24 protein-coding genes, 1 tRNA gene and 1 pseudogene are annotated in these 25235 nt (G+C 65.7%); 11 read left to right on the top strand and 15 right to left on the bottom strand.

What is annotated here, in order from left to right:
- From ACQ5SP_RS05290 to ACQ5SP_RS05270, 5 genes and pseudogenes are all read right to left on the bottom strand, one after another.
- Positions 1–227, bottom strand: a pseudogene (locus ACQ5SP_RS05290) (hypothetical protein); the annotation flags it as partial.
- A 252-nt stretch (positions 228–479) separates the two neighbouring features.
- The gene (locus ACQ5SP_RS05285; protein ID WP_430937165.1) at positions 480–1415 is read right to left on the bottom strand and encodes a metal ABC transporter permease; all 936 of its coding nucleotides are present in this window, start codon (positions 1413–1415) and stop codon (positions 480–482) included.
- Positions 1412–2626 (bottom strand): metal ABC transporter permease, encoded by a 1215-nt coding sequence (locus ACQ5SP_RS05280; protein ID WP_430937163.1) that lies wholly within the window; start codon positions 2624–2626, stop codon positions 1412–1414. The genes ACQ5SP_RS05285 and ACQ5SP_RS05280 overlap by 4 nt, the downstream gene beginning before the upstream one ends.
- A complete protein-coding gene (locus ACQ5SP_RS05275; RefSeq protein ID WP_430937161.1) occupies positions 2623–3450 on the bottom strand; it encodes a metal ABC transporter ATP-binding protein in 828 nt (275 codons plus the stop codon). The genes ACQ5SP_RS05280 and ACQ5SP_RS05275 overlap by 4 nt, the downstream gene beginning before the upstream one ends.
- 11 nt (positions 3451–3461) lie before the next feature.
- Positions 3462–4418 (bottom strand): metal ABC transporter solute-binding protein, Zn/Mn family, encoded by a 957-nt coding sequence (locus ACQ5SP_RS05270; RefSeq protein ID WP_430937159.1) that lies wholly within the window; start codon positions 4416–4418, stop codon positions 3462–3464.
- A gap of 191 nt (positions 4419–4609) precedes the next feature.
- Here ACQ5SP_RS05270 and ACQ5SP_RS05265 point away from each other — a divergent pair, with 191 nt between their 5' ends.
- The gene (locus tag ACQ5SP_RS05265) at positions 4610–4771 is read left to right on the top strand and encodes a hypothetical protein (RefSeq protein WP_430937157.1); all 162 of its coding nucleotides are present in this window, start codon (positions 4610–4612) and stop codon (positions 4769–4771) included.
- Positions 4772–4995: 224 nt separating this feature from the next.
- Here the strand turns inward: ACQ5SP_RS05265 and ACQ5SP_RS05260 are convergent, their stop codons facing one another.
- Positions 4996–5190, bottom strand: coding sequence for a hypothetical protein (locus tag ACQ5SP_RS05260; protein WP_430937155.1), 195 nt, complete (start codon positions 5188–5190; stop codon positions 4996–4998).
- Here ACQ5SP_RS05260 and ACQ5SP_RS05255 point away from each other — a divergent pair.
- On the top strand, positions 5189–7297 hold the full coding sequence (locus tag ACQ5SP_RS05255; RefSeq protein ID WP_430937153.1) for a BTAD domain-containing putative transcriptional regulator: 2109 nt from the start codon (positions 5189–5191) through the stop codon (positions 7295–7297). The genes ACQ5SP_RS05260 and ACQ5SP_RS05255 overlap by 2 nt on opposite strands.
- A 329-nt stretch (positions 7298–7626) precedes the next feature.
- Here ACQ5SP_RS05255 and ACQ5SP_RS05250 read toward each other — a convergent pair whose 3' ends face one another.
- The 4 genes from ACQ5SP_RS05250 to ACQ5SP_RS05235 are packed head-to-tail and all read right to left on the bottom strand — an operon-like array spanning position 7627 to position 12191.
- Positions 7627–8754 (bottom strand): Gfo/Idh/MocA family protein, encoded by a 1128-nt coding sequence (locus tag ACQ5SP_RS05250; protein WP_430937151.1) that lies wholly within the window; start codon positions 8752–8754, stop codon positions 7627–7629.
- A gap of 4 nt (positions 8755–8758) precedes the next feature.
- Entirely contained in the window at positions 8759–10267 is a 1509-nt protein-coding gene (locus ACQ5SP_RS05245) for a sugar ABC transporter ATP-binding protein (RefSeq protein WP_430937149.1), read from the bottom strand.
- Positions 10267–11241, bottom strand: a complete 975-nt coding sequence (locus tag ACQ5SP_RS05240) for an ABC transporter permease (protein WP_430937147.1) — start codon at positions 11239–11241, stop codon at positions 10267–10269. Before ACQ5SP_RS05240 ends, ACQ5SP_RS05245 begins: the two co-directional genes overlap by 1 nt.
- Positions 11238–12191, bottom strand: coding sequence for an ABC transporter permease (locus tag ACQ5SP_RS05235; RefSeq protein ID WP_430937145.1), 954 nt, complete (start codon positions 12189–12191; stop codon positions 11238–11240). Before ACQ5SP_RS05235 ends, ACQ5SP_RS05240 begins: the two co-directional genes overlap by 4 nt.
- A 273-nt stretch (positions 12192–12464) precedes the next feature.
- Here ACQ5SP_RS05235 and ACQ5SP_RS05230 point away from each other — a divergent pair, with 273 nt between their 5' ends.
- Positions 12465–13466 carry a sugar ABC transporter substrate-binding protein gene (locus ACQ5SP_RS05230; protein WP_430937143.1) on the top strand — a complete coding sequence of 334 codons (1002 nt, stop codon included), beginning with the start codon at positions 12465–12467 and terminating at the stop codon, positions 13464–13466.
- Between the two features lie 62 nt (positions 13467–13528).
- Here the strand turns inward: ACQ5SP_RS05230 and ACQ5SP_RS05225 are convergent, their stop codons facing one another.
- On the bottom strand, positions 13529–15232 hold the full coding sequence (locus ACQ5SP_RS05225; protein WP_430937141.1) for an extracellular solute-binding protein: 1704 nt from the start codon (positions 15230–15232) through the stop codon (positions 13529–13531).
- Positions 15233–15387: 155 nt separating this feature from the next.
- Between ACQ5SP_RS05225 and ACQ5SP_RS05220 the strand changes: the two genes are divergently transcribed.
- From ACQ5SP_RS05220 to ACQ5SP_RS05190, 7 genes are all read left to right on the top strand, one after another.
- A complete protein-coding gene (locus tag ACQ5SP_RS05220) occupies positions 15388–16989 on the top strand; it encodes a GMC family oxidoreductase (protein WP_430937139.1) in 1602 nt (533 codons plus the stop codon).
- Positions 16986–17996: an inositol 2-dehydrogenase gene (gene iolG, locus ACQ5SP_RS05215; protein WP_430937137.1), complete on the top strand. Its 1011-nt coding sequence runs from the start codon at positions 16986–16988 to the stop codon at positions 17994–17996. Before ACQ5SP_RS05220 ends, iolG begins: the two co-directional genes overlap by 4 nt.
- Positions 17997–18241: 245 nt before the next feature.
- Positions 18242–19246 carry an AraC family transcriptional regulator gene (locus tag ACQ5SP_RS05210; RefSeq protein ID WP_430937135.1) on the top strand — a complete coding sequence of 335 codons (1005 nt, stop codon included), beginning with the start codon at positions 18242–18244 and terminating at the stop codon, positions 19244–19246.
- 108 nt (positions 19247–19354) lie between these two features.
- Positions 19355–20182: an NAD(P)H-binding protein gene (locus ACQ5SP_RS05205; RefSeq protein ID WP_430937133.1), complete on the top strand. Its 828-nt coding sequence runs from the start codon at positions 19355–19357 to the stop codon at positions 20180–20182.
- A gap of 25 nt (positions 20183–20207) precedes the next feature.
- Entirely contained in the window at positions 20208–20636 is a 429-nt protein-coding gene (locus tag ACQ5SP_RS05200; RefSeq protein ID WP_430937131.1) for a DUF4345 domain-containing protein, read from the top strand.
- Positions 20637–20696: 60 nt separating this feature from the next.
- Positions 20697–21206: a DUF1772 domain-containing protein gene (locus ACQ5SP_RS05195; protein ID WP_430937129.1), complete on the top strand. Its 510-nt coding sequence runs from the start codon at positions 20697–20699 to the stop codon at positions 21204–21206.
- 181 nt (positions 21207–21387) lie between these two features.
- On the top strand, positions 21388–21789 hold the full coding sequence (locus tag ACQ5SP_RS05190; RefSeq protein ID WP_430937127.1) for a GNAT family N-acetyltransferase: 402 nt from the start codon (positions 21388–21390) through the stop codon (positions 21787–21789).
- Positions 21790–22328: 539 nt separating this feature from the next.
- On the opposite strand, the gene ACQ5SP_RS05185 is transcribed toward ACQ5SP_RS05190, so the two are convergent.
- Positions 22329–22403, bottom strand: a tRNA-Asn gene (locus ACQ5SP_RS05185).
- Positions 22404–22485: 82 nt separating this feature from the next.
- Positions 22486–23403: an MBL fold metallo-hydrolase gene (locus ACQ5SP_RS05180; RefSeq protein WP_430937125.1), complete on the bottom strand. Its 918-nt coding sequence runs from the start codon at positions 23401–23403 to the stop codon at positions 22486–22488.
- A gap of 42 nt (positions 23404–23445) precedes the next feature.
- On the opposite strand from ACQ5SP_RS05180, the gene ACQ5SP_RS05175 reads away from it, so the two are divergent.
- Entirely contained in the window at positions 23446–24780 is a 1335-nt protein-coding gene (locus tag ACQ5SP_RS05175; protein WP_430937123.1) for an ATP-binding protein, read from the top strand.
- 95 nt (positions 24781–24875) lie between these two features.
- Here ACQ5SP_RS05175 and ACQ5SP_RS05170 read toward each other — a convergent pair whose 3' ends face one another.
- Together ACQ5SP_RS05170 and ACQ5SP_RS05165 are read right to left on the bottom strand one after the other, a co-directional pair.
- A complete protein-coding gene (locus tag ACQ5SP_RS05170; RefSeq protein ID WP_430937121.1) occupies positions 24876–25016 on the bottom strand; it encodes a hypothetical protein in 141 nt (46 codons plus the stop codon).
- Positions 25017–25066: 50 nt separating this feature from the next.
- Entirely contained in the window at positions 25067–25192 is a 126-nt protein-coding gene (locus tag ACQ5SP_RS05165; RefSeq protein ID WP_430937119.1) for an entericidin A/B family lipoprotein, read from the bottom strand.
- Between the last annotated feature and the right edge of the window lie 43 nt (positions 25193–25235).

Below are 25235 nucleotides of genomic sequence, written 5' to 3'. Positions count from 1 at the left end.
GGGTCGAGGGCCGCGGAAATCCGACGGATCGTGCCGCCCTTTCCGGACGCGTCCCAGCCCTCGAACACGATCACGGCCGACCGGCCGGAAAACAGATACGCCTGCTGGATCCGCATCAGTTTCTTCTGAAGCCTGCCGAGCTTCGCCTCGTATCCGGTCCTGCCGAGGCGCCGTGTCATGTCCAGGTCTTCGAGCCGGGGTGCGGCGCTTTCTGCGTGGCTTGTCATGTCGGTCCCCCCTTGCGCCAGGTCGCTACGCTGCCACATGCGACCCGTTCTGGCCAGATGGCTGACGATCTGTGCGGCGCGGCGCGGTCACGAAACATCGCGATGGCAGCGGAGGCAGGCGCGAGCTTGGCGATGCCTCCCCGCGCCCGGCACATGGCGCATCCCGTCAGGCCGCCCCAGCTGCGATATCGGCATCTGGGCCGGGGATACCCTTGCCGCCCCCGCCTTCCGGCGGGCCGTTCCCGGGCCCGTTCAGGTGAAGTCCCCGCGCCCCACGCCCTCGCGGCTCCGGTGCGGGCCATAGAGGCAGGCCAGCCCGAGGATCACGCCCGAGACGGCGGCGATCATGCCGGCGGCGCTGACCGCGTTCGCGGCGCCGAACCAGAGCGGGCCGTAGCCCGCGAAGACGTAGCCGAGGACCGCGGACAGGGTGGCGAACGCGACCGACCACCAGACCTGGTGCTCCAGGCGATTGGTCATCAAGCGTGCGGCGGCGGGCGGGCAAATGAACATCGCAATGACCACGATCGAGCCCACCGCGTCGAAGGCTGCTACGGCGGCGGCGGCGGCGGCGATAACGAGCCCGAAGCCCACCGCCGAGGAGGGGATGCCAAGCGCCTGGGCGAAACCTTCGTCGAAGGTTGAGATCTTGAGCCAGCGCCAGAAGACCAGCATGGCCAGGACGATCGCCGCACAGACGGAGGCCATGCGCGGCAGTTCGTCGGGCAGCGAGGCAAGCTTGGCCGGATCGAGCAGCGAGTGCCAGCCCTCGGCGCGGAACCATACGAGCGTTTCCAGATTGCCCATCAACGCGTGCTGAACGTCGATATGGACGTCGCTCGTATCGGTCTGTTCCAGCACCAGCACGCCGGCTGCGAACATGGCCGTGAAGACCACGCCCATCGCCGCACCGGGCTCGATGTTGCCCAGCCGCTTGATCGCTTCGATCAGGATCACGGCGACGACCGCCGCACCGGCGGCCCCCAGCAGCATCGGGATCGCGGAAATGACGCCGGTCACGAGGAAGGCGACCACGATACCGGGCAGCACGACGTGGCTGATCGCATCTCCGATCAGCGCCTGGCGCCGCAAGATCAGGAAGTTGCCCGGCATCGCGCAGGCGATGGAGGCGAAGATTCCGATCAGGATCGGCGTCAGCGAGAACTGCACGAACTCTGTGCCCATCATGCCCCTTCCACGGTCGTCGGCGGGCCGAGGCGGCGGTCGAACTCGGCGATCTCGTCGGCGGTGAAGACCTCTTCGATCGGCGTCAGCCCGTCATAGCGGCCAGTCATTCCCGTATCCTGGTGGATCTCGCGCGCCACGTCCCAGCGCCGTTCGTCACGGGCGACCCTTGCCGCCTTGGCACGCCCCGTATCCGTGGGCACGCCATCCGGGCGCACCAGTCCTTCGCGTTCCAGCAGACGCAGCGTGTACGTTTCGCGGATCGGGTGACCCGCGGCAAGCGACAAGAGCCCCTGGCGCCGGTGCACCCGGGCCTGGAAACGGCGATGACGCAGCATCGCGGCGAGCACGCCCCGGACAGGGGCAAAAAGAAGCGAGGCCACGAAGATCGCCGCGGCGACCAATACGATGATCGGCCCGGTCGGCAGCGCCGGGGCGGAGGCCGAAAACGCAGCACCGATATAGGCCGCCGCCCCGCCGATACCGCCGGAAATCCAGATCACCCGGTGGGCGCGTTCGGTCCAGAACCGCGCGGCGACCGGCGGAATGATCAGCATCGCGACGATCAGGATCAGGCCGACCAGCTTCAGCCCGATCACGGTGATGGCCAGCACAAGGCCCATCATGAGCAGGTCGATGCGGCGCACGTCGTAGCCCATTGCGGCGGCATATTCGCTGTTGAAGGCCACGAGCGTCATGGGCCGCCGCATCAGCCATGTTGCGAAGACCGCGATCGAGCCGCCGACGGCGATCACCACCGCATCCTGGAACAGCATCCCTGCCGTGGATCCCAGGAGAAAACTCTCGAGCCCGGCCTGCCGGCCCGCGCTCATGGTCTGCACCACCGTCAGCAGCACGATCCCAATACCGAAGAAGACGCCCAGCACCGCGCCGATGGCCGCATCCTCCGCCAGCCGGGTGCGCCGCGCCATCCACTCGATGATCAAGAGCCCGATCCATGCCGTCACGGCCGACCCGAGCATAAGCCCCGCGAGGTTCCGCCCGTCGCCGCCGAGGGCCACCATGACGATGAAGGCAAGCCCGACGCCCGGCAGCGTGGCATGTGCCACCGCGTCGGACACAAGTGCCCGCTTGCGCAGGAACAGGAACGTCCCCGACGCCCCGGCGGCAAATCCCAGAAGCCCGGCGCCGATGGCCACCAATGCGGCGTTGTAGCCGGCCTGCAGCAGAAGCGCGTCGATGAACGCGGTCACTGCGCCCCGCCCGTGACAGCAAGCTCGTCAAGGTGGGTGGCCGCGAGCCGCCCGCCATAGGTCGCGTGCAGATTCTCGGGGGTGAAGGCCGCTCGGACGGGGCCTTCGGCGATGCGCCGGACGTTGATCAGAAACACGTGGTCGAAATAGTCGCGCACCGTCGAGAGGTCGTGATGCACCGCGACGACCGACTTGCCCTCGGCCTTCAGAAGCTTCAGCACGCCGATGATCGCGCGCTCGGTTGCGGCGTCGACACCGCCGAAGGGTTCGTCGAGGAGGTAGAGATCGGCATCCTGCGCGAGCGCACGGGCCAGGAAGACCCGTTGCTGCTGCCCGCCGGAAAGCTGGCCGATCTGCCGGTGGGCGAAATCGGCCATGCCGACGCGGTCGAGGCAATCGCGCGCCGTCTCCTCCATTTTGCCCGACAGCCGTCCCAGGAGACCCACTTTTCGGTAGAGGCCCATCTGGACGACATCCATGACCGTTGTCGGGAAGTCCCAGTCAACGCTCGCGCGCTGCGGCACGTAGGCGATGCGATCGCGGGCGGCCTCGACAGGTTTGCCGAAAACATAGACCTCCCCGGAAAGCCGCGGGATCACGCCAAGTGCGGCCTTGAGCAAGGTGGATTTGCCGGCCCCGTTCGGGCCTATGATCGCCGACATCGCCCCGGCCGGGAAGGTCGCATCTACGGAGAAGACCGCGGGTTTCTCTCCGTAGGAGACGGTCAGCCCGCGCGTCGCGAGCGCCGCTTCGGACGGGATGGCGGCCGGGTCCGTGGCGCGACCGTTTTCGGCGGCGATGGTGGGCTTCTGTGCGCGTGTCATTCCGTTTTCCGTCAGTTCAGAAGGCCCTGCATGCCCTTCTCGGGGGTCTCACCGCCGAGCGCGGCGGCAATGGTCGTGGCGTTGGAGTCGATCATGCCGATATAGGTCCCCTCGTAGGTGCCGGGCTCGCCCATCGCGTCGGAGTAGAGCTCTCCGCCAATGACGACCTCGTGCTCCTCCGCCCGCGCCCCTTCGGCCAGTGCGCGGATGTTGCGATCGCTCACGGACGTCTCGACGAAGACCGCGCGGACATCGCGCGCGATCAGCATATCGACCAGTTCCGCTATGCGCTGGAGGCCGGCCTCGGACTCGGTGGAGATGCCCTGGATGCCGACGACCTCGAACCCGTAGGCGTTCCCGAAGTAATTGAAAGCGTCATGGGACGTCAGAAGAATGCGGCTTTCGGCCGGCACCGACGCGAGAACCTCTGTCGTGTAGGTTGCCAGTTCACGAAGTCTATCCAGGTATGCCTCGGCATTCGCGGTAAAGGTTGCTTCACCTTCCGGATACACGTCGATCATCGCGTCACGGATGTTGAGAACCACGCGAGACCATAGATTGGGGTTCATCCAAAGGTGCGGGTCGAACTTGCCATCGTAGTCTTCCGACCCGATCAGCAGGTTCTCCGGCACAGCCTCGGCCACCGGCACGACCGGCTGCTCCTGACCGAGATCGAGCAGGAACTCCTCCATCTGCGCCTCGAGATAGAGGCCGTTCCAGAGCACCAGATCGGCTTTCACCGTCGCGGTGATATCGGTGCGCGTCTGGCGGTAGGCATGCGGATCAACCCCCGGCCCCATCAACGCCTGGACCTCGACCAGATCACCGCCGACGTTCCGGGCGGAGTCGGCGATCATTCCGGTTGTGGCGACAACGGTCAGCTTTTCCTGCGCAGCCGCCCAACCGGTGGGCATCGCCATGGCGAAAGCCAGAGCGACAAACGCGAGGCTTCGCTTTGTCAGGTTCATCGGAGATCACCCCTGTCATGATCGGGGCGCAACCGGCCCCGTGCCAGCAGAGTGATAGTGCGAGGCATTCGCAACGTCAATGCACTTGCGAGTCGTTCGCAAAAACATTGAAGCCGGAGTGGTGTTTGGCTAAGCGTCCGATCATGGCGACTGGTTTTGACACCAGCTCGGGCAACGCCCTTCTCCGGAAGGTGAACTTGCGGATCACGAAGCCGCGGCAAGTGATCATCCGCGTCCGTGTCGAAGCGCATCACCACCCCGACGCCGAGCAAATCCTGGCGCGCGTCGCCGCGGAGCATGGCTACGAGATCGGCGCGCATCGGCTCGACCTCTACTGTCGGACGGCCAAATAGCAGTCAGGCCCGCCGCGGTTTTCACCGGTTCCCCGCCATTTTGGACGGGACCAGGCCGTTTGCTGCGCCAGGCGGGAACGCCAGCTCGGCAGACCCGGCTGACCCTGATCCTCAACCGTTTCAAACGGATTTTCTGTCGAGGGAGCCCCTGCTCGTTTACCTACGTCCAAATCTTACTTCGTCGTAACGGCGATCGCGGTCTGAAAGCATCAGGTTGCAGCGTATCAAAGCAGGGTTCCACCTGCGAGGCCGCCAAGCACGAAGGACGCGACAGCAAGAACGGCAATGCCGGCGCCCGTTTGGAAAAGGCCGAAACGATCGCGCAGGCTCATTTTCCCATGCTCAAACATCCGCGGCTGAAATTGGCGGTCGATATCGGAGAGGTAATGGCGGTGCGTCTGAGGATTGATGTCGAACATGGCTTTTCTCCCTGGGCTTGGTGGTTTCGATGAAATTACGCTACGCTGCGTGCGTGAAGCCGATGGCGCACCAAGCGCGAGGAAGCCGTCAAAAGTGGATTTACGCTCTGACAACGCTTTGACGCTGCGCCTTCTCGGGCCGTTTGCCATCGAAGGTCCGGGCTCCGGGGACAAGCCGATGCCACGCAAGGCACAGGCCATGCTGGCATACCTTGCGCGCCGGCCCGGCGTTTCGGTGCCGAGAGAAACCCTTACAGCCATGCTCTGGTCGGACAGTGAGGAAGAGCAGGCCCGCGCCAGCCTCCGCACGGCGCTGTCATCTCTCAGGAAAAGCATGGGCCCGGTGGCGGATGTCGTCGAGGCAAGCAATGCTGGCATCCGCATCGACGATGAGCGCATCGTGATTGATGCGGACCTCTTCATGCGCACCGCTCGCCATGCGGAAGACGTCGATGCCCTGACACGCGCAACTGAGCTTCATTCGGGGGCATTCTTGGAGGGTCTGCCAGCCGTGACGGCTGCGTTCGACCAGTGGGTCGAGGCAGAGCGCGGAACCATACGGTCCCAATACATGTCTGTATTGCTTCGGCTGACGGATGCACTCTTCGAGGCCGGCGATACCGAAGGGGCCGTGGCGACGGCCCAGAAGCTACTCTCCGAAGATCCGCTTCAGGAACACGTGCACCGACGTCTTATCCGGGTCTACGCCAAGCAGCGGCGCTTCGATGCGGCTCTCAAACAGTTCGATCGCCTGCGCAGCCTTCTTGACGAAGAACTTGGCGTGCAACCTGAACCTCCGACCATGGAACTTGTCCGAGAGGTGAGGCGGGCGCGATCCGGGGGACAGTCCAAGGCCTCCGGGCCGGGAATGGCGCCGCAAGCGAGCCTTCGTGGCACGCCGGAACTTCCCCGTGCGCCCGGCCGCCCGTCGATCGCCGTGCTTCCCTTTCGCACGCTCAGCAAGGATGCGGAAGCAGGCTTCTTCGGCGACGGCATTGCCGAGGACGTGATCGTCGAACTCTCGCGCAACCCAGATCTGCTGGTGGTCGCGCGACAGTCATCTTTCCGTTTCAGCGAAGAAGAAGATACGCCCGAAGAAATCGGCGAACGGCTCGGCGTCCGTTTCCTTTTGGGCGGATCCGTTCGGCTCGCAAATGACCGGTTGCGGGTAACAGCGCATCTGGTCCGATGCAGCGATCAACGCGAATTGTGGGCAGAGCGCTACGATCGGGACATCGAGGATATCTTCGAGATCCAGGCCGAGATCGCACGCAGCGTAACCGGCGCCGCCGTCGGACGGATTGTCGAGACAGAAGCGAACGCCGCCCTTGAGTTTCCGCGGGATCGTCTCGAGGGGTTCGCTCTAATCTCGCGCGGGCTGCGGCACATGAACATTCCGGAGCTTTCAGAGTTCGATAAGGCGCTGGAGTGTTTTGGCCACGCCACCGAGGTCGCGCCGCAGAATGCGCGTGGATGGGCCTTGCTGGCACTGACCCGCCTTTATCGGCAGTGGTATTTCCAGATTGAAGGCAACATGGCCGAACTGATTCCGCTCGGGGAACGCGCTGTCGCATTGGACCCGCGAGAGCCGCGTGCGCATTGCGTTCTCGGGGTGGCACGCATGCTGGAACGTGACTTCGATCGCGCGGCCCACCATTTCGAGGCGGGTCTTGCGGTGAACCCAAATGACGATCTGCTTCTCACGGAATACGGGCGTTTCTTGATGTATGACGATCGCCCCGAGGAGGGCTTGCAGCGTATTCGCGAAGGCATGCGCCTCAACCCGTATCACCCTAACTGGTATTGGGGCATGCAGGGCAGATGCCTGCACACTCTGGGTCGGTTTTCAGAGGCCCGGGATGCATTCCTGAGAATGCGGAATCCACCGTTCTACACATACGCCTATCTCGCGGCTTGTCACTTGGCCCTCGGCGATGGCGAGGCGGCTCAAGCCGCGCATGCATCGCTCTACAGGCTAAAGCCCGATTTTGACATTGACGCATTCCGCACGATCTTTCCTTACCGGAACCCGGAAACTGCAAAGCGCTTTTGGGCCACGATGGTGGCGGCTGGGCTCGATGCACCGCCGCAGGATTTGCAGAACTGAAGCCGCATAGGCTCCGAAAACTCCGAACCGAGCAAACAGCCAAAAAGAGACGTGGTGTTCGAGGGCTGCCGCGAAGCACTTCCTATCCCTGTCTTGAGCTCGAAGCGTGAGTCGGACGATCGCTGGCAGATGACGCAAAAGCGGACTTCGAGCACTTTCGTCTTCGCGGCACTGAGAGGTGCTTCCCGCTACTTCGCGGGCATTCGGTCGATTCCCTGCAACTGTCAGCTTTGAGCGCGCTTGCGCAATCAACATCCAGGGAATGGCAGCGCCTGAAAGAAAGGTGCTGTGATCTAGCTTCTTTGATATCGCGGTCAGGACCCGGTCCTTCAGACAGAGACCCATTCGCGGGTTGAGGAGGATGTTTGCATTGCCTCGACCGTGCGCTGGACCTCCCATGCTTCACGGAAATCGGGCATGCAGCGCCCGTTTTCCATGATGGCATGGATCAGCTCCGCGACTTCGATAACCTTGAGGTCGTTGAAGCCAAGGTGATGCCCAGGCGCGGGACAGAAGCGACCGTAAGGTGGGTGGGAGGGGCCCGCCTCGATCCGTCTGTACCCGGCCCGCGCGCCGGAACCCGAATAGACCAGCAACTCGTTCATGCGCTCCTGGGAAAAGGCGACGGCGCCGCGGCTGCCGGTGATCTCGAAGGACAGGTCCATGGTCCGCCCGCTGGCTGCCCAGTTCGCCTCGATGCTGCCCGAGATCCCGCTCGCGAAGCGCAGCAGCGCATGGGTCATGTCGTCCACCGCGACCGGTTTTCGGTCCGCGCTGTTGGCGGAGACCGGCCGCTCGGAGTGAATCGTCCTGCAATCGGCGCTCACCTCGGCGATCGGCCCCAAGAGGTGGCGCGCCATAGAGATGATGTGGCTCCCGATATCGGCCAGCGCCCCGCCGCCCTGGGGATCGGTGCGGAACGAATGGGGCGTGCGAGGATCGGCCATGTAGTTTTCCGCGTGACGGCCCCGAAATCCCGTCACCTCGCCGATCTCGCCCGAAGAAACGATGTCCCTGGCCAGCCGGATCATCGGATTGCGCAGGAAGTTAAACCCGACCGACGTCACCACGCCGGCGGCCTCGGCGGCCTCGGTCATCTTCAGCGCCGAGGCCGCGGTGGTCGACAGCGGCTTTTCGCAGTAAACGGCCTTCCCGGCCGCGATGGCCTCCAGCGCCATCGGTTCGTGCAGCACGTTGGGGGCCGTGATCGCGACCACGCGCACCGCGTCGTCCGCGACCAGCGATCGCCAGTCCGCGGTCGCCCGCGCGAAGCCGAGCGCCCGGGCCCCGGCCGCGGCGATCTCGTCCGTCGCGTCGGCCAGAACCGATTTGACCGGGCGCGCCGGCAGGTCGAACAGGCCGGAGACCGCACCGAAGGCATTGGCATGGCAGCGCCCCATGAACCCCGAGCCGATCAGGCCGATGCCGATCTTCGGTTTGTTGTCATCGCAGGCCATGTCCTTACTCCGCGGCGGGTTGCTGGCGATGATGGGACACCGCGTCGATCAGGTTCTCCTCGGTCATCTCGTCGCCCTCGAACGCGGCGACGACGGCGCCTTCGGACATGGCGAGCACGCGGTGACTGACGCCCAGCACCTCGGGCATCTCGGACGAGATGACGATGACGGCCAGCCCCTGTTCGGCCAGCTCGGCGATCAGTTCGTGGATGGCCGATTTCGACCCGACGTCGATGCCGCGGGTCGGCTCGTCGAGAATGATCAGCTTGGGTTCGGCGCAGAGCCATTTCGCAAGAACGAATTTCTGCTGGTTGCCCCCGGAAAGCTGGGACACGGCCTGGTCGGGACCCGTGGTCTTGATCGACATGGCCGATCGGTACTTCTCGAACACCCCCAGTTCCTTTTGCCGGTTCATGATGCTCAGCTCGGAAAACAGGCCCAGATGGGGCAGCGAGGTATTCTCTCGCCCGCCCATCATCAGGACCAGCCCCTGTTCCTTGCGGCTTTCGGGGACGAGGGCCATGCCCATGTCGATCGCCTGGCGCGGGGTGGGCATGTCAATCTCCCCCTCTTTCCAGAAGATCCTGCCCGCATCCGCCCGGCGGACCCCGAAGATCGTCTCCACCACTTCGGATCGGCCGGCGCCCACGAGGCCGTAGAGCCCAAGAACCTCGCCCTCGCGCACGGAGAACGACACGTCGCTGAAAAGCCCGTGCTTTCCCAGCCCCTCGACCCTGAGAACCTCGTCTCCGAAGCGCTTTTCGGCCTTCACGAAATAGCTGTCCAGCGTGCGGCCGATCATCATCCGGGTGATCTGGTTCAGATCGGTCTCCGGGGTCTCGACGGTGCCTTGAACCTGGCCGTCCCGCAAAACGGTGATCCGATCCGTGATGTCGAAAATCTCGTCCATCTTGTGCGAGATGTAGACGATGCCGACCCCGCGCGATCTGAGATCACGGATCGTGTGGAAAAGCTGCTCTTTCTCGGTATCCGTAAGCGAGGCGGTCGGTTCGTCGAAGATCACGATATTGGCGCTGAACGCCTCGGCCCTTGCGATCTCGACCATCTGCTGCATGGCCACCGAGAGGGTGCCGACCCGGACATCCGGCCCGAAGCCGCAGCCGAGGGCAGAGAGCGCGGCCTGGGCATTCCGACGGAGTTCGCGTTTCCTGAGCACCCCGAACCGGTTCGTGGGCCAGGCGCCGAGGTAGATATTCTCCGCCACCGACAGTTCCGGGGACAGCGACAGTTCTTGGTGGATGAGCAGGATGCCTTTCTGGCGGGCATCCAGTGGGCCCGACACCTGGGTCGGGCGGCCCTGGTAGACGATTTTGCCCCCGTCCGGCCGGTGAAGCCCGGCCAGCACCTTCATGAGCGTCGATTTGCCCGCGCCGTTTTCACCGACCAGCGCATGAACCTCGCCGGGACGGATGTCGAAGCTCACCTTGTCCAGCGCGGTCACGCCGGGGAAGGTCTTGGTGATGTCTTTGACCTCGAGAATGACGTCATCCATCACGTGCCCTCCCGGCTGTTGAGCAGCTTGTCCAGCGCAAGGGCAAGGATCAGAACCGCCCCCATCACCATCAGTTCCACGTAGTTGGGGGTATTGAGCAGCCGCAGGCCGTTGCGCAGAACCGCCAGCGTCAGAACGCCGCCGATGGTCATCCAGATGCTGCCATAGCCGCCCTGCAGACGCGTGCCGCCCAGCACCACGGCAATGATCGTCCACAGTTCCCAGATCTTGCCGGCGTTGGGTTCGGCCGTGCCAAGCCGCATCGAAAGAAGGATCCCGCAGACGGCTGCGAGCGTGCCGCATATGGTGAAATTGATGATCTTGTGACGCTTGACGTTGATGCCGGCGTCATGCGCGGCCTCGATATTGTCGCCGACGGCATAGGTCTCGCGCCCGTGCCGGGTGCTGGACAGCACCCACTGGAAGAGAAAGGCCAGCGCGAAGAAGATCATCGCCGTAAGGGAAACCGGACCGAGATAAAGCTCGGGGATTTCGGTGTAGCTGAAATCTGGCACCATCAGGGCGTTCTCGCCGGAATAGACGAAGACCAGCCCGCGAATGCCGATCAGCCCCCCGAGCGTGACGATGAAGGAATGCATGCCCGAAAGCGCGACGAGGGTGCCGTTCAGGAAGCCGAGCGCCGTGCCCGAGAGCAGGCCCAGAAGCACGGCCGGCCAGACCCCCATGTGATCCTGCAACCCGATCGCGAGCGCAGAGGCCAGCGCCAGGATCGCCCCGACGGAGAGGTCGATCTCGCCGTCGATCATGACCATGGTCATGCCGATTGCCAGGATCCCGATGAACGCGCCCTGCGTCAGGATGTTTCCAAGATTGTTCAGCGTCAGGAAATACGGGCTGGAAAACGAGAACACGACCATCGTCAGAACCAGGAACACCCAGATGTGGTTCCGGAGAAGCCACTGCGTGACGAGTTGCGCCGGCGAGCGCGCCTCAGTAGCCGAAAGGTCGGTCATGCGAAAACCCTCCCGCGCTTGGCGCCCAGATCGATCCAGACGGCAATGATGATGACGGCCCAGGTAACGAGCCATTGAACGTAGTAGGCGAAGCCGAGCAGAAGCAGCCCGTTCTGGATGAAGCCCAGCATCGAGATGCCGATGACCGTCCGCCAGACGCTGCCGGACCCGCCGAGCAGGGACGTGCCGCCCAGGATCACGCCGGCGAGAACGGTCAGCTCGTAGCCCTGGCCTATGGTGTTCTGCGCCCCCATGACCCGGCTTCCCATGATCACGGCCGCGATGGCCGTGGTGAAGCCCGAGACGACATAGGCCCAGAACACCGTCCAGCGGGCGTCGATGCCAGAGAATATACTGGCGGTTTCGTTGCCGCCGACGCCGTAAATCCGGCGCCCGAAGGTAGTGAATTGCAGCACCAGGCCGGCGATCACCGCGCCGACCAGGAACACGATCACGGGCACCGGAAGACCGAGGAAATCACCGCGCCCGAACACCGCGAACCAGGTGTCTTGCGCGTTCTGGACATTGACGTTGGCCCCGCCCGAGTAGAACAGCACCAGCCCCTGCAGGAAGGACAGCATGGCCAGGGTCACGATCAGCGCGTTCAACCCGATGAATCCGACCAACACCCCGTTGAAGGCGCCGATGGCGATGCCGGCGCCGATGGTCATGACGATGGCGGGGAAAGGCCCGGCGGCGTTGTGTTGATCGACGACGATCACGGTCAGCAAGGTCAGTAGCGACCCCACGGACAGGTCGAGCCGACCGGTGAGCACCACGAAGGTGACCCCCAGCGCCATCATTCCGGTGATCGAGACCTGGCGCAGCACGTCCAGTATGTTGCCCGGGGTCAGAAAGGCATCGGCATTCAGCGCGACCCCGGCCAGGAACACCATGAACGCCAGGATGAGGCCATGACGGCGTAGCAAGGCTCGTATGTCGAAATCCATCTGTGAAACTCCTCCCGCCTGTGACGATAGTTTCACAGTCACACCCGGGACACCGACAAAAAATCCAAAATGAATCTTCGGGAACGATAGCCTTGCGCACGGCGCGGCGAATGCACCGCATACCCCGGACATCCCAAAAATCAGATTTGGACATTTGGCCAGTTGAGCGCGGCTTGCCCGTGCCGATGATGGAGCGAGGAGAGCCCCGCACCGCTGCCGCCGGGGTTTTCGGGAGAAACGTAGCAATTCAGGCGGCGCTGAGGAGGAACCACGATGAACATTATCCCCACCAAGCTGGGAACGACCCTTGTCGCGGCGGCGGCCGCCGCGCTGGCGGCCGGCAGCGCCGGGGCGCAGGACGCACCCGACTGGCTGGATGGCGAGCTGAAGCAGCCACTGTCCGAGACCCGGATCGGCATCACCGTGCTCTACCCGGGGTCGAACGCGTACCAGGCGAAATACGCGGAAACCGCCGTTGAATACAGCGAGGAACTGGGCATCCAGGCCACCGTGATGGATCCGCAGGGCGACCCGGCGGTCCAGTTTGACCAGATCCAGGATATGGCGTCGCAGAACATGGACGCGCTGGTCGTCTGGCCGACCTCGCAGAACGCGCTGATCCCGGCCATTCGCAACGCGTCCCGCTCGGGCATCCCGGTGATCACCTCGAACTCGCCCATCGGCGAAGCCGGGCGTCGCTATATCGTCGGCCATACCGGTCCCGATGATTGCGCGCAGGCCGAACAGTCGGCCGAGATGCTGGGCGATGCGCTCGGGGGCGCGGGCAGCATCGTGGTCGTCGAAGGCACGCCGGGCTACACCGTGTCGATCCTGCGTAAGAACTGCTTCCTCGACAAGATGGCGGATGACTACCCGGGCATCGAGATCCTGGCCAGCCAGACCGCCGAGTGGAACCGCGAGAAGGCCCAGACGGTCATGGAAACCTTCCTGACACAGTTCGGGGACGAGATCGACGGCGTCTATGCGTTCGACGACGGCATGGGGCTCGGCGTGATCAGCGCACTGCAGGGCGCGGGCAAGGAACCCGGCGAGGTCAAGGTCGTGACCTGCAACCAGTTCGGCGAAGGCTGGGACGCGATGAAGGAGGGCTGGCACTCCGGCTCCAACAAGCAATCCCCGGTCGATGACGCGATCCTCGCCATCCAGACGGCGGTGAAGGTCGCCAACGGGATCGACGTGCCGGCCCTGCAGGGCATCGAGACCCCCAAGGTCCTTCCGGACAACGTCGACGAGTTCGAGCGCCCCAGCTGGTAAGCCGCTCTCCAAGCGACCGCGAAGGGCCGCGTCTCATGACGCGGCCCTTTTTCGTGGCTCGGTCAGTAGCGACCGCGCTCCCGCATCAGGGCGTCGATGCGGTTCTGCGAGCTGGCAAGGGCGTCATCGATGGATTGCGCCCCCTGCAACATCATGTGGATCTCGTCGCCGAGGATGCTGAGCAGGTCGCTGAACTCGGGCACGGGCGGGCGCGGCCAGGTCTGCAGTTCGCCGCGGCGTTCCATCACGTCGATCTCGCCGATGAGCGGGCTGCTGGCCTGCACCTCCGGATCCGCGCTGGTCGAGAAGCGCGGGCTCGTCAGGTTGCCGTTCAGAACATACCATTTCAGCATTTCCGGCCGGGTCAGGTATTCCATCACCTTCCACGAGGCCTTTTTCCGGTCGGGGTCCAGCCCCGCCGGCATCGCCAGCGAAAACCCCCCGATCGGCGAGACGGTCCGTGCCCCCGGCCCGTGCGGGTGGGGCGCGAAAACGACCTTGCCGTGGGCCGCGGATTTCTCGTTCAGCTCGAAGGCGGCGGCGCGGATGTGCCAGCCGTAGGTCATGGCCGCCTGGCCGTTGGAGAATATCCCGATGCGCCGGTCCCAGTTACATACCAGGCTTTCCTTGTGCGCAAATTCGGTGAGTTCCATCAGGAACTCGGCGGCATTGCGCGCCGCCTCGGTCAACAGGCGCGGGCGGAAATTCTCTTTCTCGATCGTTGAGACGTCGAACTCGGTCCCCAGCCGGTTCAGATCGAGCACCGGCTGGCCAAAATCGGCCAGCGTTTGAATGAAGGTGTGGGCCACCGGGGTGCCGCGGCCGTAATTCATCACGATGCCGGAAATGTCGAAGCCCGACCGGTGCAGCACCCGTGCGGCGAAGAGGACATCCTCGGTGGTTCTCGGGATGTCGAGCCCGGCCTCCGCGAACAGGTCGGAGCGGCAGAAAAGCAGCTCGGCGGTCGGCTGGATCGGCAGGCCGTATTGCTGGCCGTTCCACGACGAGCCGCGGAAGGCCGCGTTATGGAAGTCCGACGGGTTGTAGCGCTCCGCCCGCATGATCTCGTCCAGCGGTTCGACCACCCCTTCCGTCGCGAGCTGACCGATCCAGGGCAGGTCGACGGCCATCAGATCGTATTTCGAGGCGGGACGCCTGGCGTTGGCCATGATCTCGCCGTGGAGCTCGTCCAGGGGAAGATTGACGATCTCGATATTGGTCCCGCACAGCTCGTCCAGATTGGACGAGAACTGGCTGAGCGTCTTGAATGTGGGGTCGATCGGGCTGAGAATCCGGAAGGTGCGGTCGACGCCGACGCCGGTTCTCATCGCGTTCGGATAGGGTAGGATCCGCGAGGCCATGTAATATCCGCCGAAATAGAAATCGCCGATCTCGCCGTCGCCATCGGTGAAGCCGAACGTGTTGCCCACCATCGCCTTGAGTTGCATCGCGAAGCTCTCGAACTCCGCGATGAGCTTGCGTGTGGGATGAAGCGAAAAGGATTTCCCCGACTTGGACCGCGGCCGCTTGTGCAGGAAACCCTGCTCGATCAGTTCGGTGATCCGCCGGACCGCCGTCCCATAAGGCACGTCGGCGGCCATCGCGGCAGACGTCACCGTCAGGAGCTTGCCCTCCAGGTGGCGGCGCATGGCATAGGAAATGATGTTCCACCGGGGATCCACGGTGGCCAGCTGCGTGCGCTTCTCTGAAATGTCCCGGTTGGAGTCCACGAAGGTGAGGATCCGGAGCAGCTCTTCGCGCGTCATGGCTGGGTCTCCTGTCGCCGGCGGTGTTCGCCAAGAATTCCCGATCGAAGAGAGCATGCCAGCGAGTTAATGTCCAAATCTGACATTTGACATGTTCATTGGTCAGGGCCGGCAGTGCAACCTTCCCCGCAACACGTCGAGGCGGGAGGGATACCATGACGGCCGGGGACTACGACTACATCGTCATCGGCGCTGGATCGGCCGGCTGCGCGGTAGCGGGACGGCTTGGCGAGGCGGGGCACAAGGTCCTTCTGCTCGAGGCGGGCGGCAAGGACCGCAACCCCTTCATCCACATCCCCCTCGGCTACTCGCTGCTCTATGCCAACCCGCAGGTGAACTGGTGCTACGAGAGCGAACCCGAACCACACCTGAACGGTCGCCGGCTTTTCCAGCCCCGCGGCAAGGTCCTGGGCGGGACCGGGGCGATCAACGGGATGATCTACATGCGCGGCCAGCCCGAGGATTTCGACGGCTGGGAGGCGCAGGGCTGCACCGGCTGGGGCTGGGACGGCGTGCTGCCCTATTTCAAGTCCTGCCAGGACCAGGAGCGCGGGGCCGATGACTTCCACGGCACCGGGGGGCCAGTCGCCGTTTCGGACCTGCGCACCGAGCATGCCCTCGGGGAAGCCTTCCACGCGGCCTCGGAATCGCTCGGCGTGCCGCGCAACGACGACTTCAACGGCGCCCGGCAGGAGGGCACCGGCTATGTCCAGACCACCACGAAGAACGGGCGCCGCTGGAGCACGGCCGCCGGCTACCTGCGTGGCCCGGCGATGCAGAACATCGACCTGAAGCTGCATGCCATGGTGGAGCGCATCGAGATCGCGGAGGGGCGCGCCAGCGGCGTGGCCTGGACGGATCGCTCGGGTCGCCACACGGCGGGTGCGCGGGCGGAGGTGATCCTCTGCGGGGGCACCTTCAACTCGCCGCAGCTGCTGCAGCTCTCGGGGATCGGCCCGGGCGCCCTTCTGCAGGCGCACGGGATTGAGACGCGCCACGCGCTGCCCGGCGTCGGGGAAAACCTGCAGGATCATTTCGGGATCGGCGCCGAGTATCGCTCGACCGTCAAGACGACGGTCAACGATCTCTACAACAACAAGCTGAAGGGTGGTCTGCAGCTTTTGCGCTACCTGCTGTTCCGCACCGGGCCCTTCGCCGACAACGGCAACTATTCCAACACCTTCATCCGGTCCGGGCCCGGCATCGACCGCCCGGACATGATGGTCACCTTCATGGCCTGGTGCACGAACGAACAGCTCAAGCCGCATCCGTTCTCGGGCTTCACCATCCTGGCCGAGCACATGCGGCCCACCTCGCGCGGGCATGTCCGCATCAAGGGGCCGGGCGCGGACACGCCGCCGGCCATCCAGTTCAACTTCTTCGCCGAGGAGGCCGACCAGCGCGCGGCCATCGCGGGGCTGAAGTTCGGGCGAAAGATCGCGGCGACCGACCCGATGGCGCGCTGCGTCGAGCGCGAGCTGACCCCGGGCCGCGACGTCCGGGACGACGCGGCGCTTCTCGACTATTGCCGGGCCAACGGTCTCTCGCTGCTCCATCCCGTGGGCACCTGCAAGATGGGCACCGGGCCGGACGCGGTCGTCGATCCGCGCCTGCGCGTGCACGGCGTCCGGGGCCTGCGCGTGGTCGACGCCTCGATCATGCCGCGCATCGTGACCGGCAATACGAACGCCGCGTCCATCATGATCGGCGAGAAGGGCGCGGCGATGATCCTCGAAGACGCGAAAGGTGCAGCATGACGAAACAGCTCGGCATCGCGCTCATGGGTACGGGGCGGATGGCCCATGTCTACGGCCCCAAGATCAGCGCCCATCCCGGCCTGAGCCTCGAGGTCGTCTACAACCCGCGCCGCAGCTCCGCCGAGACCGCCGCGGCGCAGTATGGCGGCCGGCCCGTCGACGATCTCGACCAGATGCTGGCCGATCCCAGGGTGGACGCGGTGGTCATCGCGACGCCAACCGACACGCATGTCGACTACATCCTGCGCGTCGCGCAGGCGGGCAAGCCGATCTACTGCGAGAAGCCGCTGGACCAGACGCTGGCGCGCGTCGACCAGGCGCTCGCCGCGCTGAAGGAGACGCCGGTGCCCTTCATGCTGGGCTTCAACCGCCGCTTCGATCCCGACAACGCCGCGCTGCGCGCGGCGGTACGGGCGGGCGAGATCGGCCGTGTCACCATGCTGATGAGCTGGAGCCGCGAACCCGCCCCGCCGCCGATCGCCTATGTGCGCGCCTCGGGGGGATATTTCGTCGACGCCACGATCCACGACATCGACCTGCTGTGCTGGATCGCGGGGGAGCGACCGGTCGAGGTTCAGGCGGCCGGGTCCTGCATGTTCGACCCGGAGATCGGCGCGGAGGGGGATTTCGATCTCACCATGACGACGCTGAAGATGCCCTCGGGCGCGCTGGTGCACATCAACAATTCCCGCTATTGCAGCTACGGCTTCGACCAGCGGCTGGAGGCCCTCGGCGACCGGGGCATGCTGCAGACCGAGAATCACCGCGACGATCCCCTGGTGCGTTGGGACGGCACGCGGACGGTCGCCCGCGCGCCGCTGAAGCACTTCTTCCTCGAGCGCTACGACCAGTCCTTCTACAACGCCCTCGACGAGTTCCACGCCGCCGTCACGTCGGGGCGCGCGCCGTCGGCCACCGCCGAGGACGGCCGCGCGGCCCTGGCCATCGCGCTGGCCTGCGCCCGCTCGGCCAAGGAGGGACGGGCCGTCGCACCGGACTACGGCTGAGAAAAGCGACCTCCCACCAACAAGAGGACGCGGGGCCGCCGCGCTGCGGCAGCATCATGCTGTCCGAAAGACAGGTTCGCAGCTGAGCCGGCCTTCACGGATAATGCGGCGAACGGGCGTTTGCCGACCTTCCCTGCGCTTGGAAGCCGGATGCAACATCAAACGAAGAGAAAAAGTCCGGTCCGCCGCCTGCCCGGATCCACTGCGATCTTGGCGGCTCAGCGCGCGCATCGTAGAATGCCGGGATGGGATACGTGACGTCGCTCTTCGCGCGCAAGGTCGTCGCCGCGGCGGGCGGCGGGGTCGATGCTGCGGCGTTGCTGGCCGGTGTCAGGATCGATCCGGAAGACCCCTGGGACGCCGGGCGAATGGTTCCCGCCGAGCGCTACTACGACATGCTCGAAAGGATCGCCGACCAGATCGACGTCACCGATCTGCCGGTACGCACAGGCGCCTCCATGCGACTTGACGAATACGGCGCGCTAGGACTGGCCTTCAAGGCTGCGACGACGCTCGGGGCGTCCTATGCGAGGGTGGAACGCTACGCGCGGCTCTGGACCAGCGTCGTCGAATACGAGCTGCGGCCGGCAGCGGGAGGCACGCTCTTCATCCTGCATCGGGCGGGCGAACGGCGCCTCGGGATGCGGCTGTCGAACGAGGCGACCCTTGCGAGCGTCGTGTCCATCGCGAGACAGGTCTGCCCGGTGCCGCTTGCGCCGGTGGAGGTGCTGGTCCGTCATCCGGCCCCGCGTTCGATCGCCGCGCATGAGGCGTGGTTCGGCTGTCCGGTGCGCTTCGGCGCCGACCTCGACGCGATCCTCTATGCCGACGAGACGCTGGCCCGGCGCAACATCCTCGGGGACGAGGGGATCTCGCGATACCTCACCACGCAGCTCGATGCGGAACTGTCCGAGCTCACCCGGGCGCCCGCGCTTGTGGCGCAGGCCAAGGCCGCAATCGCCCAGGCCCTCAGCGAGGGGACGCCGAAGATGGCCGAGATCGCCCGCGGCCTCGGGCTCAGTGCGCGGTCCTTCCACCGGCGCCTCTCGGAGCACGGCGTGAGCTTTCAGAGCCTCACCGAGGAGACCCGCCGCGATCTCGCCGAGGCGCTCTTGCGCGATGAAAGCCATTCACTGGCCGAAATCGCGTTCCTCATCGGCTTCTCCGACCAGAGCGCCTTTACCCGCGCGTTCAAACGCTGGGTCGGCACGACGCCCGCGACCTACCGCAAGGACGTGTCCCCCCGCTGACGGGCACATTGGCGGCATCGGTCAAAAGGCTGGCTTCACCGGTCAATACGCCGCCGCTTCCCTGTGCCTATTCCTTGGTTACCGATCCGGAAGCCAAGGAGACATCCCATGAAAGACCAAGAGATCCTCGTCATCGGCGCGACCGGCAAGACCGGCCGCCGCGTCGCCCGCCGCCTCGAGGCGCGCGGCCTGCCCGTGCGCCGCGGCTCGCGCAGCTCCGCAACGCCCTTCGACTGGGAGGCGCCGGAGACCTGGGCACCGGCCCTGCGTGGGGCCCGTGCGGCTTATGTCACCTACTTCCCCGATCTCGCCTTCCCCGGCGCCGTGGAAAAGCTCGAGTCCCTCTGCGAGACGGCCCGCGATCTGGACGTCGAACATCTCGTGCTGCTCTCCGGCCGCGGCGAACATCACGCGCGGCTGGGCGAAGCGGTGGTGCGAGATTCCGGCGTCGACTTCACCATCGTTCGGGCCGCCTGGTTCGCGCAGAACTTCTCCGAAGGTTACCTGCGCGATCCAGTCCTGACCGGCGTCCTTCCAATGCCCGGCGGCGCTGTGGCCGAGCCCATCATCGACATCGACGACATTGCCGATGTCGCCGTCGCGGCGCTGACCGAAGAGGGCCACAAGGGCGAACTCTACGAGGTCACAGGCCCGCGGCTCATGTCCTTCGCGGACATGGCGGCCGAGCTTTCACGGGCGACCGGGCGAGAGATCCGGCATATCCCGATCAGTTTCGATGAGTTCCACGCGAACGTCGCCGAGGCCGGCGGCATTTTCGTCGCCGACGTCTTCACCGCCATCGCGCGTGAAACGCTGGACGGGCGCAACGCCCACACCACGGATGGCGTGATGCGCGCGCTCGGCCGCGTCCCCCGCGACTTTGCGGATTTCGCCCGGGACGCCGCCCGAGCCGGCGCCTGGACACGCGCCGCCTGACACCACCCGTCGAAAGGACCATGACATGCGCCCCACCCTGTTCGAGAAGATCGCGCTCGGCCTCTCGGGCCTCACCGCGCTCGCAATAGGCGCCTTCATCCTGTTCGCGCCGCACGCCTTCTATGCCAGCTACGGCATCACGCTCGGCGAAGACGCCAGCCTGCTGAGCGAATTGCGCGCGCCCGGCGCCGGCCTCGCGGGTTTCGGCCTTCTGATGCTGCTCGGCATCCGGCGTCACGCGACCCTGGCCGTCGCCATGGTGGCGGCGCTGACGGTGTTCGTCGCCTTCCCGATCGGGCGGCTGGTCGGGCTTGCGATGGACGGGATGCCGTCCGGCAGCGTCATCGGCGCGCTCGTCGTCGAACTGGTCATCGCAGCGCTCTGCCTCGCGGCCTTCCGCAGGCGGCTCCGGCAGCCGGCGCCCCGCCCCTTCGCGGCGCGGCACGCGCATTGACACTGCCGCGGCGGCACGACCCTCGGGGTCCCGCCGCCGCCCCATCCAAGGAATCCCTTCATGTCCGGTTTCATCTTCTACCTCTCCCATCTCGCCGTCCTTGCCTATGCGCTGGTCGGCGGGGTCTTTCTTGCCTTCTCGGATTTCATCATGCGCGCCTTGTCGCTGACCAGCGGTCAGGGCGGCGCGGAGGCGATGCAGGCCATCAACCGAGAGGTGTTCCGCTGGATCTTCATGGTGCTCTTCCTCGGGCTGGTGCCGGTATCCCTGCTGATCGCGGCCCATGGCGTATTGGTCGTCGGGCACGGCCCGGGGACCCTGATGATGCTGGCGGGCCTGACGTATCTCGTCGGATGCTTCGGGGTGACGGTGGTCTTCAACGTGCCGATGAACGAAACCCTGGCGGGCATGGAGCCCTCCGCGGATGCGACGCTGGATTACTGGAGCTGCACCTACCTGCCCCGCTGGCGCTTCTGGAATACCGTCCGCACCATCGCCTGCGGCCTGTCTGCAGCCCTTCTGCTGTTCGCGCTCGCCTGGGCGGCGCAGTCTCAGGCGCAGGCGGCTTGACATCCACGCTGCATCCGGGCGTCGATCAGCCCAACGAAGCGGAGGCAGCCTCTGGCCGGCGTATATCCGGTGACGACCCGCAGCCCTTATGGAGGCGGTCGGCGAGGAAGAAGGGACAAAACTCATGGGTGAACCGCGATACCGACGGGCCACCGCGGCAGACCTGGAGGCAATTGTCGCGATGCTGGCCGATGACATGCTTGGAGCGACGCGGGAAAACGCGGCGCCGGCGGTAGACGAGTGCTACCGGGCCGCGTTCGCGGAGATCGATGCCGACCCGAACCAGTTTCTTTGCGTGGTCGAGGATGGGCAGCAGATCGTCGGCACCATGCAACTCACCTTCATCCCGGGCCTCTCTCGCCATGGCGCCAAGCGTGGACAAATCGAGGCGGTTCGGATCGCGCGCGATCGTCGAGGCGGCAAGCTTGGCGAAGCGATGTTTGCCTGGGCGATCGGCGAATGCCGGGCGCAGGGATGTTCGTTGGTTCAGCTTACCACGGACAAGGCCCGGCGAGATGCCCATCGCTTCTATGACCGCCTCGGTTTTGAGCCGACCCATGTCGGATACAAGCTGAAGATCTGAGGGCGGGCAGTCACCCGCCGTTTTCGACGGGCACGCCCAGATGCGGCGAGGATCGCGCGCCATGGGCGAACCTCCGGTCTCGCGGACCGCAGTGCAGCGCGACGCCGGTCGGCCGCCTCGTCCTGGAACCGACAGAGGCTCGTGAGCAGGGTTTCCATCCCTGGTGCGGTGATGGTCATCGTCTTCTCAGCAGGGGCTGCGAAGGCCATGTCGCTGAGATCCGGGAGTCTCCGCGCCCGGGCTTTCGCGTCGCGCAGGACATCGGTGCGCAGCGAGAAGCAGAGAAAACGATCGGGACCAGGGTTGGGTGACCTCGGCGAATGCCTGATCCTGCGGCGCCAGAAGAACCCCGAGGGGCGGCGCTCGAGATGGGGAATTTTCGCATTTCCCGGCATGATTCAGCGACTCCGTCCGTGGGCGCGGAGTCGCTTGGGGTTCGCAGGATGTGCACCCGTTTGTGCACCTGAATGTGCACGTGCACGGGCCGCTCCCACTCCCGAGAGCCGAAATCTTTTAATATCAAGGACTTGAGGGGGTTGTGGCTCCGGCGGTAGGATTCGAACCTACGACCAATTGATTAACAGTCAACTGCTCTACCACTGAGCTACGCCGGACCAGTGCCGGGGCGTATAGCAACTCCGATTCCGGGCGTCCAGTGGATTTTTCAAAGGTCCGCGGGCGCGGGCCGACGGCGGTTCAAACCAGGAAAAACAGGGCGTCCGCGGCCAGTGCGCCCTCGGTCGCGACGCGGCCGCGGCGGTGGAGATCTATGAGATGGGCCAGCACGTTGCGCGCCGCCGCGGGCCGCAGGCGGGGATCGAGGTCGGTATAGATGCGCCGGGTGAGCGTTTCGGGATCGGCGGGGCCGGCCACCAGCTCGCCCAGGATCTGGGCCTCGCGCCGGCGCCGATGGGCGATCTGGTGGCGGATCATGCCCGCGGGATCCTCGAGCACGGCGCCATGCCCGGGCAGGTAGACCCGGTCGCCCTGCCGCGCGCGCAGCTTTTCGAGCGAGGCCATGAAATCGGTCAGGTCGCCGTCTGGCGGCGATACCATGGTCGTCGCCCAGCTCATCACGTGGTCCCCGGTAAAGACCGCGTCCTCCCAGGCGAAGCAGAGATGGTTTCCGAAATGCCCGGGCGTCGCGATCGCCTCGACGCGCCATTCCGCGCCGTCGAGCACGGCGCCGTCGGCCAGCGTCACGTCGGGCGCGAAGGCATGGTCGACGCCCTCTCCGCCCCCGATCAGGCCGGTCGCGCCCAGCGCCACCATGTCCGCGCGGCGGCCGGCATCGCTCGCCCCGAAGGCACAGACCGGCGCATCGGTGCGCGCGGCCAGCGCCCGCGCCAGCGGCGAGTGATCCACGTGGCTGTGGGTGACCAGGATATGGCTTACGGGCCGGCCGCCCAGCGCCTCGAGGATGGCCGCGAGGTGGAGCGGGTTGTCCGGCCCGGGATCGATCACCGCGACCTCGCTCTCGCCCAGAAGCCAGGTATTGGTCCCGCGGAAGGTCATCGGCGAGGCATTGGGCGCCACGATCCGGCGTAGCCCCGGCCGGATCTCCTCGGCCTTGCCGACGGGCGGGTCGAATGCCTTGATGAAGGGGTCCTGCATTCTTGCCTTCCGCCCGGTCGGGCTTGCGGATACTTTGCGACCATGACCTTCGACTGGATCAAGAACTCGATGCCGCGCAGCCTGTACGGCCGGGCCGCGCTGATCCTGATCCTGCCGATCGTGGTCCTTCTGCTGGTCGTCTCGATCGTTTTTATACAGCGCCATTTCGACGAGGTCACCCGCCAGATGACCGACGGCGTCGTGCTGGAGCTCGAGCTGGTGCTCGACCAGGTCACCCGGGAACCGGACGCGGCGGCCGGGCTTGCCGCGGCCGCCGAGACGGCCCGCGCGCTCGCCATCCGCCTCGCCTTTACCGACAGCGCCGCGATGCCGCCCGGGAACAGGCGCTATTTCTACGACCTCTCCGGGCTCAGCGTGATCGACACGCTTCGCGCCGAGATCCCCGCGATCCGCCGGATCGACCTGGCCGAGAACGACGATCTCGTGATCCTCGGCGTCGAGACGCGGCACGGGCTGCTGCGCATCGCCTTTCCGCGCGACCGGGTCTCGGCGTCGAACCCGCACCAGTTGCTGGTGCTGATGGTGTTCACCGGGCTCTTGATGACGCTGATCGCGTTCCTGTTCCTGCGCAACCAGCTGCGCCCGATCCGGCGGCTCGCCCGCGCGGCCGAGGCCTTCGGCAAGGGGCGCAGCGTTCCCTACAAACCCTCCGGCGCGGTCGAGGTACGGTCGGCCGGCAACGCGTTTCTCGACATGCGCGCGCGGCTTGAGCGCCAGATCGAGCAGCGCACGCTGATGCTGTCCGGCGTCAGCCACGACCTGCGCACGCCGCTCACGCGGATGAAGCTGGGGCTGTCGTTCCTCGAGCAGACCCCGGATGTCGAGGCGCTGTCGCGCGATGTGCAGGACATGGAGAAGATGCTCGACGAATTCCTCGTCTTCGCCCGCGGCGCGTCCGAGGACGCGCTGGAGCCGACGGATCCGGTCCGGCTGGCCAAGACCGCCGCCGAGGATGCCCGCCGGGCCGGGCTGGACGTGGAATTCCGCCGTGCGCCGGGCACCGAAGACGGAGAGATCGTGCCGCTGCGCCCCATGGCGATCCGCCGCGCACTGGACAACCTGATGTCCAATGCCGGACGCTACGGCAGGACCTCGCGGCTCACCGTGGCCGTTACGCCCTCGGCCGTGCGTTTTTCGGTCGAGGATGACGGCCCCGGCATCCCCCCCGAAAGCCGCGAGGCCGCGCTCCGGCCCTTCGCCCGGCTGGAAGCGGCACGCAACCAGAACCGCGGCACCGGGGTGGGGCTGGGGCTCGCCATCGCCACGGATATCGCGCGGGGCCACGGGGGGCAGTTGCGGCTGGGCGAAAGCGCGGATCTGGGCGGGCTCAAGGCGGAATTGGTGCTGGCGCGGTGACGCGGCCCGCCGGCGCAGCTGCCGCGATCCCGGTATTTCACGCCGATCGGTGCGGATCCCCGGCCAGCCGCGCGACGGCCATGGCGCGTCGCGGATCAGAACAGGCCGTCGTCCCCGTCACGCTCGGCCAGTTCGTCGGCCGCCACGATGGCGCCGGCGCCGATGAGCGGCGCACAGCCCGTCAAACCCACACCGCCAATGGCGAGGCTCAGAACAATCCAGATCGTTTTGCGCATGCAGGATACCCTCAAAGCCCCGGGACTCCCCCGGGGGCGACCCAGGAAACCTAGCCGCCCTCTATCTCGTCGGCAACGCGGTTCGTGACGTTCTCGACATCCGTCACGAAACCCTTGGTGGTCTCGCAGGCGGCCAGCGTGAGCGTGGCCAGGAAAAGCAAGGTCAGACGGTTCATCGGATCCCCATTCGCAGGCGCAAACATCCGACGAACCGCGATG

Source organism: Rhodovulum sp. YNF3179 (assembly GCF_050586465.1).
Taxonomy (GTDB): Bacteria; Pseudomonadota; Alphaproteobacteria; order Rhodobacterales; family Rhodobacteraceae; genus CAJXYS01.
The sequence above is the reverse complement of the archived record's forward strand: the minus strand, read 5'-3'. Positions and strand labels throughout refer to the sequence as shown.

What these genes read in the sequence shown, in the direction of transcription:
- ACQ5SP_RS05285 (WP_430937165.1), bottom strand. Translation starts at nt 1,415, where the DNA reads ATGATGGGCACAGAGTTCGTGCAGTTCTCGCTGACGCCGATCCTGATC.
- ACQ5SP_RS05275 (WP_430937161.1), bottom strand. Translation starts at nt 3,450, where the DNA reads ATGACACGCGCACAGAAGCCCACCATCGCCGCCGAAAACGGTCGCGCC.
- ACQ5SP_RS05270 (WP_430937159.1), bottom strand. Translation starts at nt 4,418, where the DNA reads ATGAACCTGACAAAGCGAAGCCTCGCGTTTGTCGCTCTGGCTTTCGCC.
- ACQ5SP_RS05255 (WP_430937153.1), top strand. Translation starts at nt 5,189, where the DNA reads ATGGCTTTTCTCCCTGGGCTTGGTGGTTTCGATGAAATTACGCTACGC.
- ACQ5SP_RS05260 (WP_430937155.1), bottom strand. Translation starts at nt 5,190, where the DNA reads ATGTTCGACATCAATCCTCAGACGCACCGCCATTACCTCTCCGATATC.
- ACQ5SP_RS05250 (WP_430937151.1), bottom strand. Translation starts at nt 8,754, where the DNA reads ATGGCCTGCGATGACAACAAACCGAAGATCGGCATCGGCCTGATCGGC.
- ACQ5SP_RS05245 (WP_430937149.1), bottom strand. Translation starts at nt 10,267, where the DNA reads ATGGATGACGTCATTCTCGAGGTCAAAGACATCACCAAGACCTTCCCC.
- ACQ5SP_RS05240 (WP_430937147.1), bottom strand. Translation starts at nt 11,241, where the DNA reads ATGACCGACCTTTCGGCTACTGAGGCGCGCTCGCCGGCGCAACTCGTC.
- ACQ5SP_RS05235 (WP_430937145.1), bottom strand. Translation starts at nt 12,191, where the DNA reads ATGGATTTCGACATACGAGCCTTGCTACGCCGTCATGGCCTCATCCTG.
- ACQ5SP_RS05230 (WP_430937143.1), top strand. Translation starts at nt 12,465, where the DNA reads ATGAACATTATCCCCACCAAGCTGGGAACGACCCTTGTCGCGGCGGCG.
- ACQ5SP_RS05225 (WP_430937141.1), bottom strand. Translation starts at nt 15,232, where the DNA reads ATGACGCGCGAAGAGCTGCTCCGGATCCTCACCTTCGTGGACTCCAAC.
- ACQ5SP_RS05220 (WP_430937139.1), top strand. Translation starts at nt 15,388, where the DNA reads ATGACGGCCGGGGACTACGACTACATCGTCATCGGCGCTGGATCGGCC.
- iolG (WP_430937137.1), top strand. Translation starts at nt 16,986, where the DNA reads ATGACGAAACAGCTCGGCATCGCGCTCATGGGTACGGGGCGGATGGCC.
- ACQ5SP_RS05210 (WP_430937135.1), top strand. Translation starts at nt 18,242, where the DNA reads ATGGGATACGTGACGTCGCTCTTCGCGCGCAAGGTCGTCGCCGCGGCG.
- ACQ5SP_RS05205 (WP_430937133.1), top strand. Translation starts at nt 19,355, where the DNA reads ATGAAAGACCAAGAGATCCTCGTCATCGGCGCGACCGGCAAGACCGGC.
- ACQ5SP_RS05200 (WP_430937131.1), top strand. Translation starts at nt 20,208, where the DNA reads ATGCGCCCCACCCTGTTCGAGAAGATCGCGCTCGGCCTCTCGGGCCTC.
- ACQ5SP_RS05195 (WP_430937129.1), top strand. Translation starts at nt 20,697, where the DNA reads ATGTCCGGTTTCATCTTCTACCTCTCCCATCTCGCCGTCCTTGCCTAT.
- ACQ5SP_RS05190 (WP_430937127.1), top strand. Translation starts at nt 21,388, where the DNA reads ATGCTGGCCGATGACATGCTTGGAGCGACGCGGGAAAACGCGGCGCCG.
- ACQ5SP_RS05180 (WP_430937125.1), bottom strand. Translation starts at nt 23,403, where the DNA reads ATGCAGGACCCCTTCATCAAGGCATTCGACCCGCCCGTCGGCAAGGCC.
- ACQ5SP_RS05175 (WP_430937123.1), top strand. Translation starts at nt 23,446, where the DNA reads ATGACCTTCGACTGGATCAAGAACTCGATGCCGCGCAGCCTGTACGGC.
- ACQ5SP_RS05170 (WP_430937121.1), bottom strand. Translation starts at nt 25,016, where the DNA reads ATGCGCAAAACGATCTGGATTGTTCTGAGCCTCGCCATTGGCGGTGTG.
- ACQ5SP_RS05165 (WP_430937119.1), bottom strand. Translation starts at nt 25,192, where the DNA reads ATGAACCGTCTGACCTTGCTTTTCCTGGCCACGCTCACGCTGGCCGCC.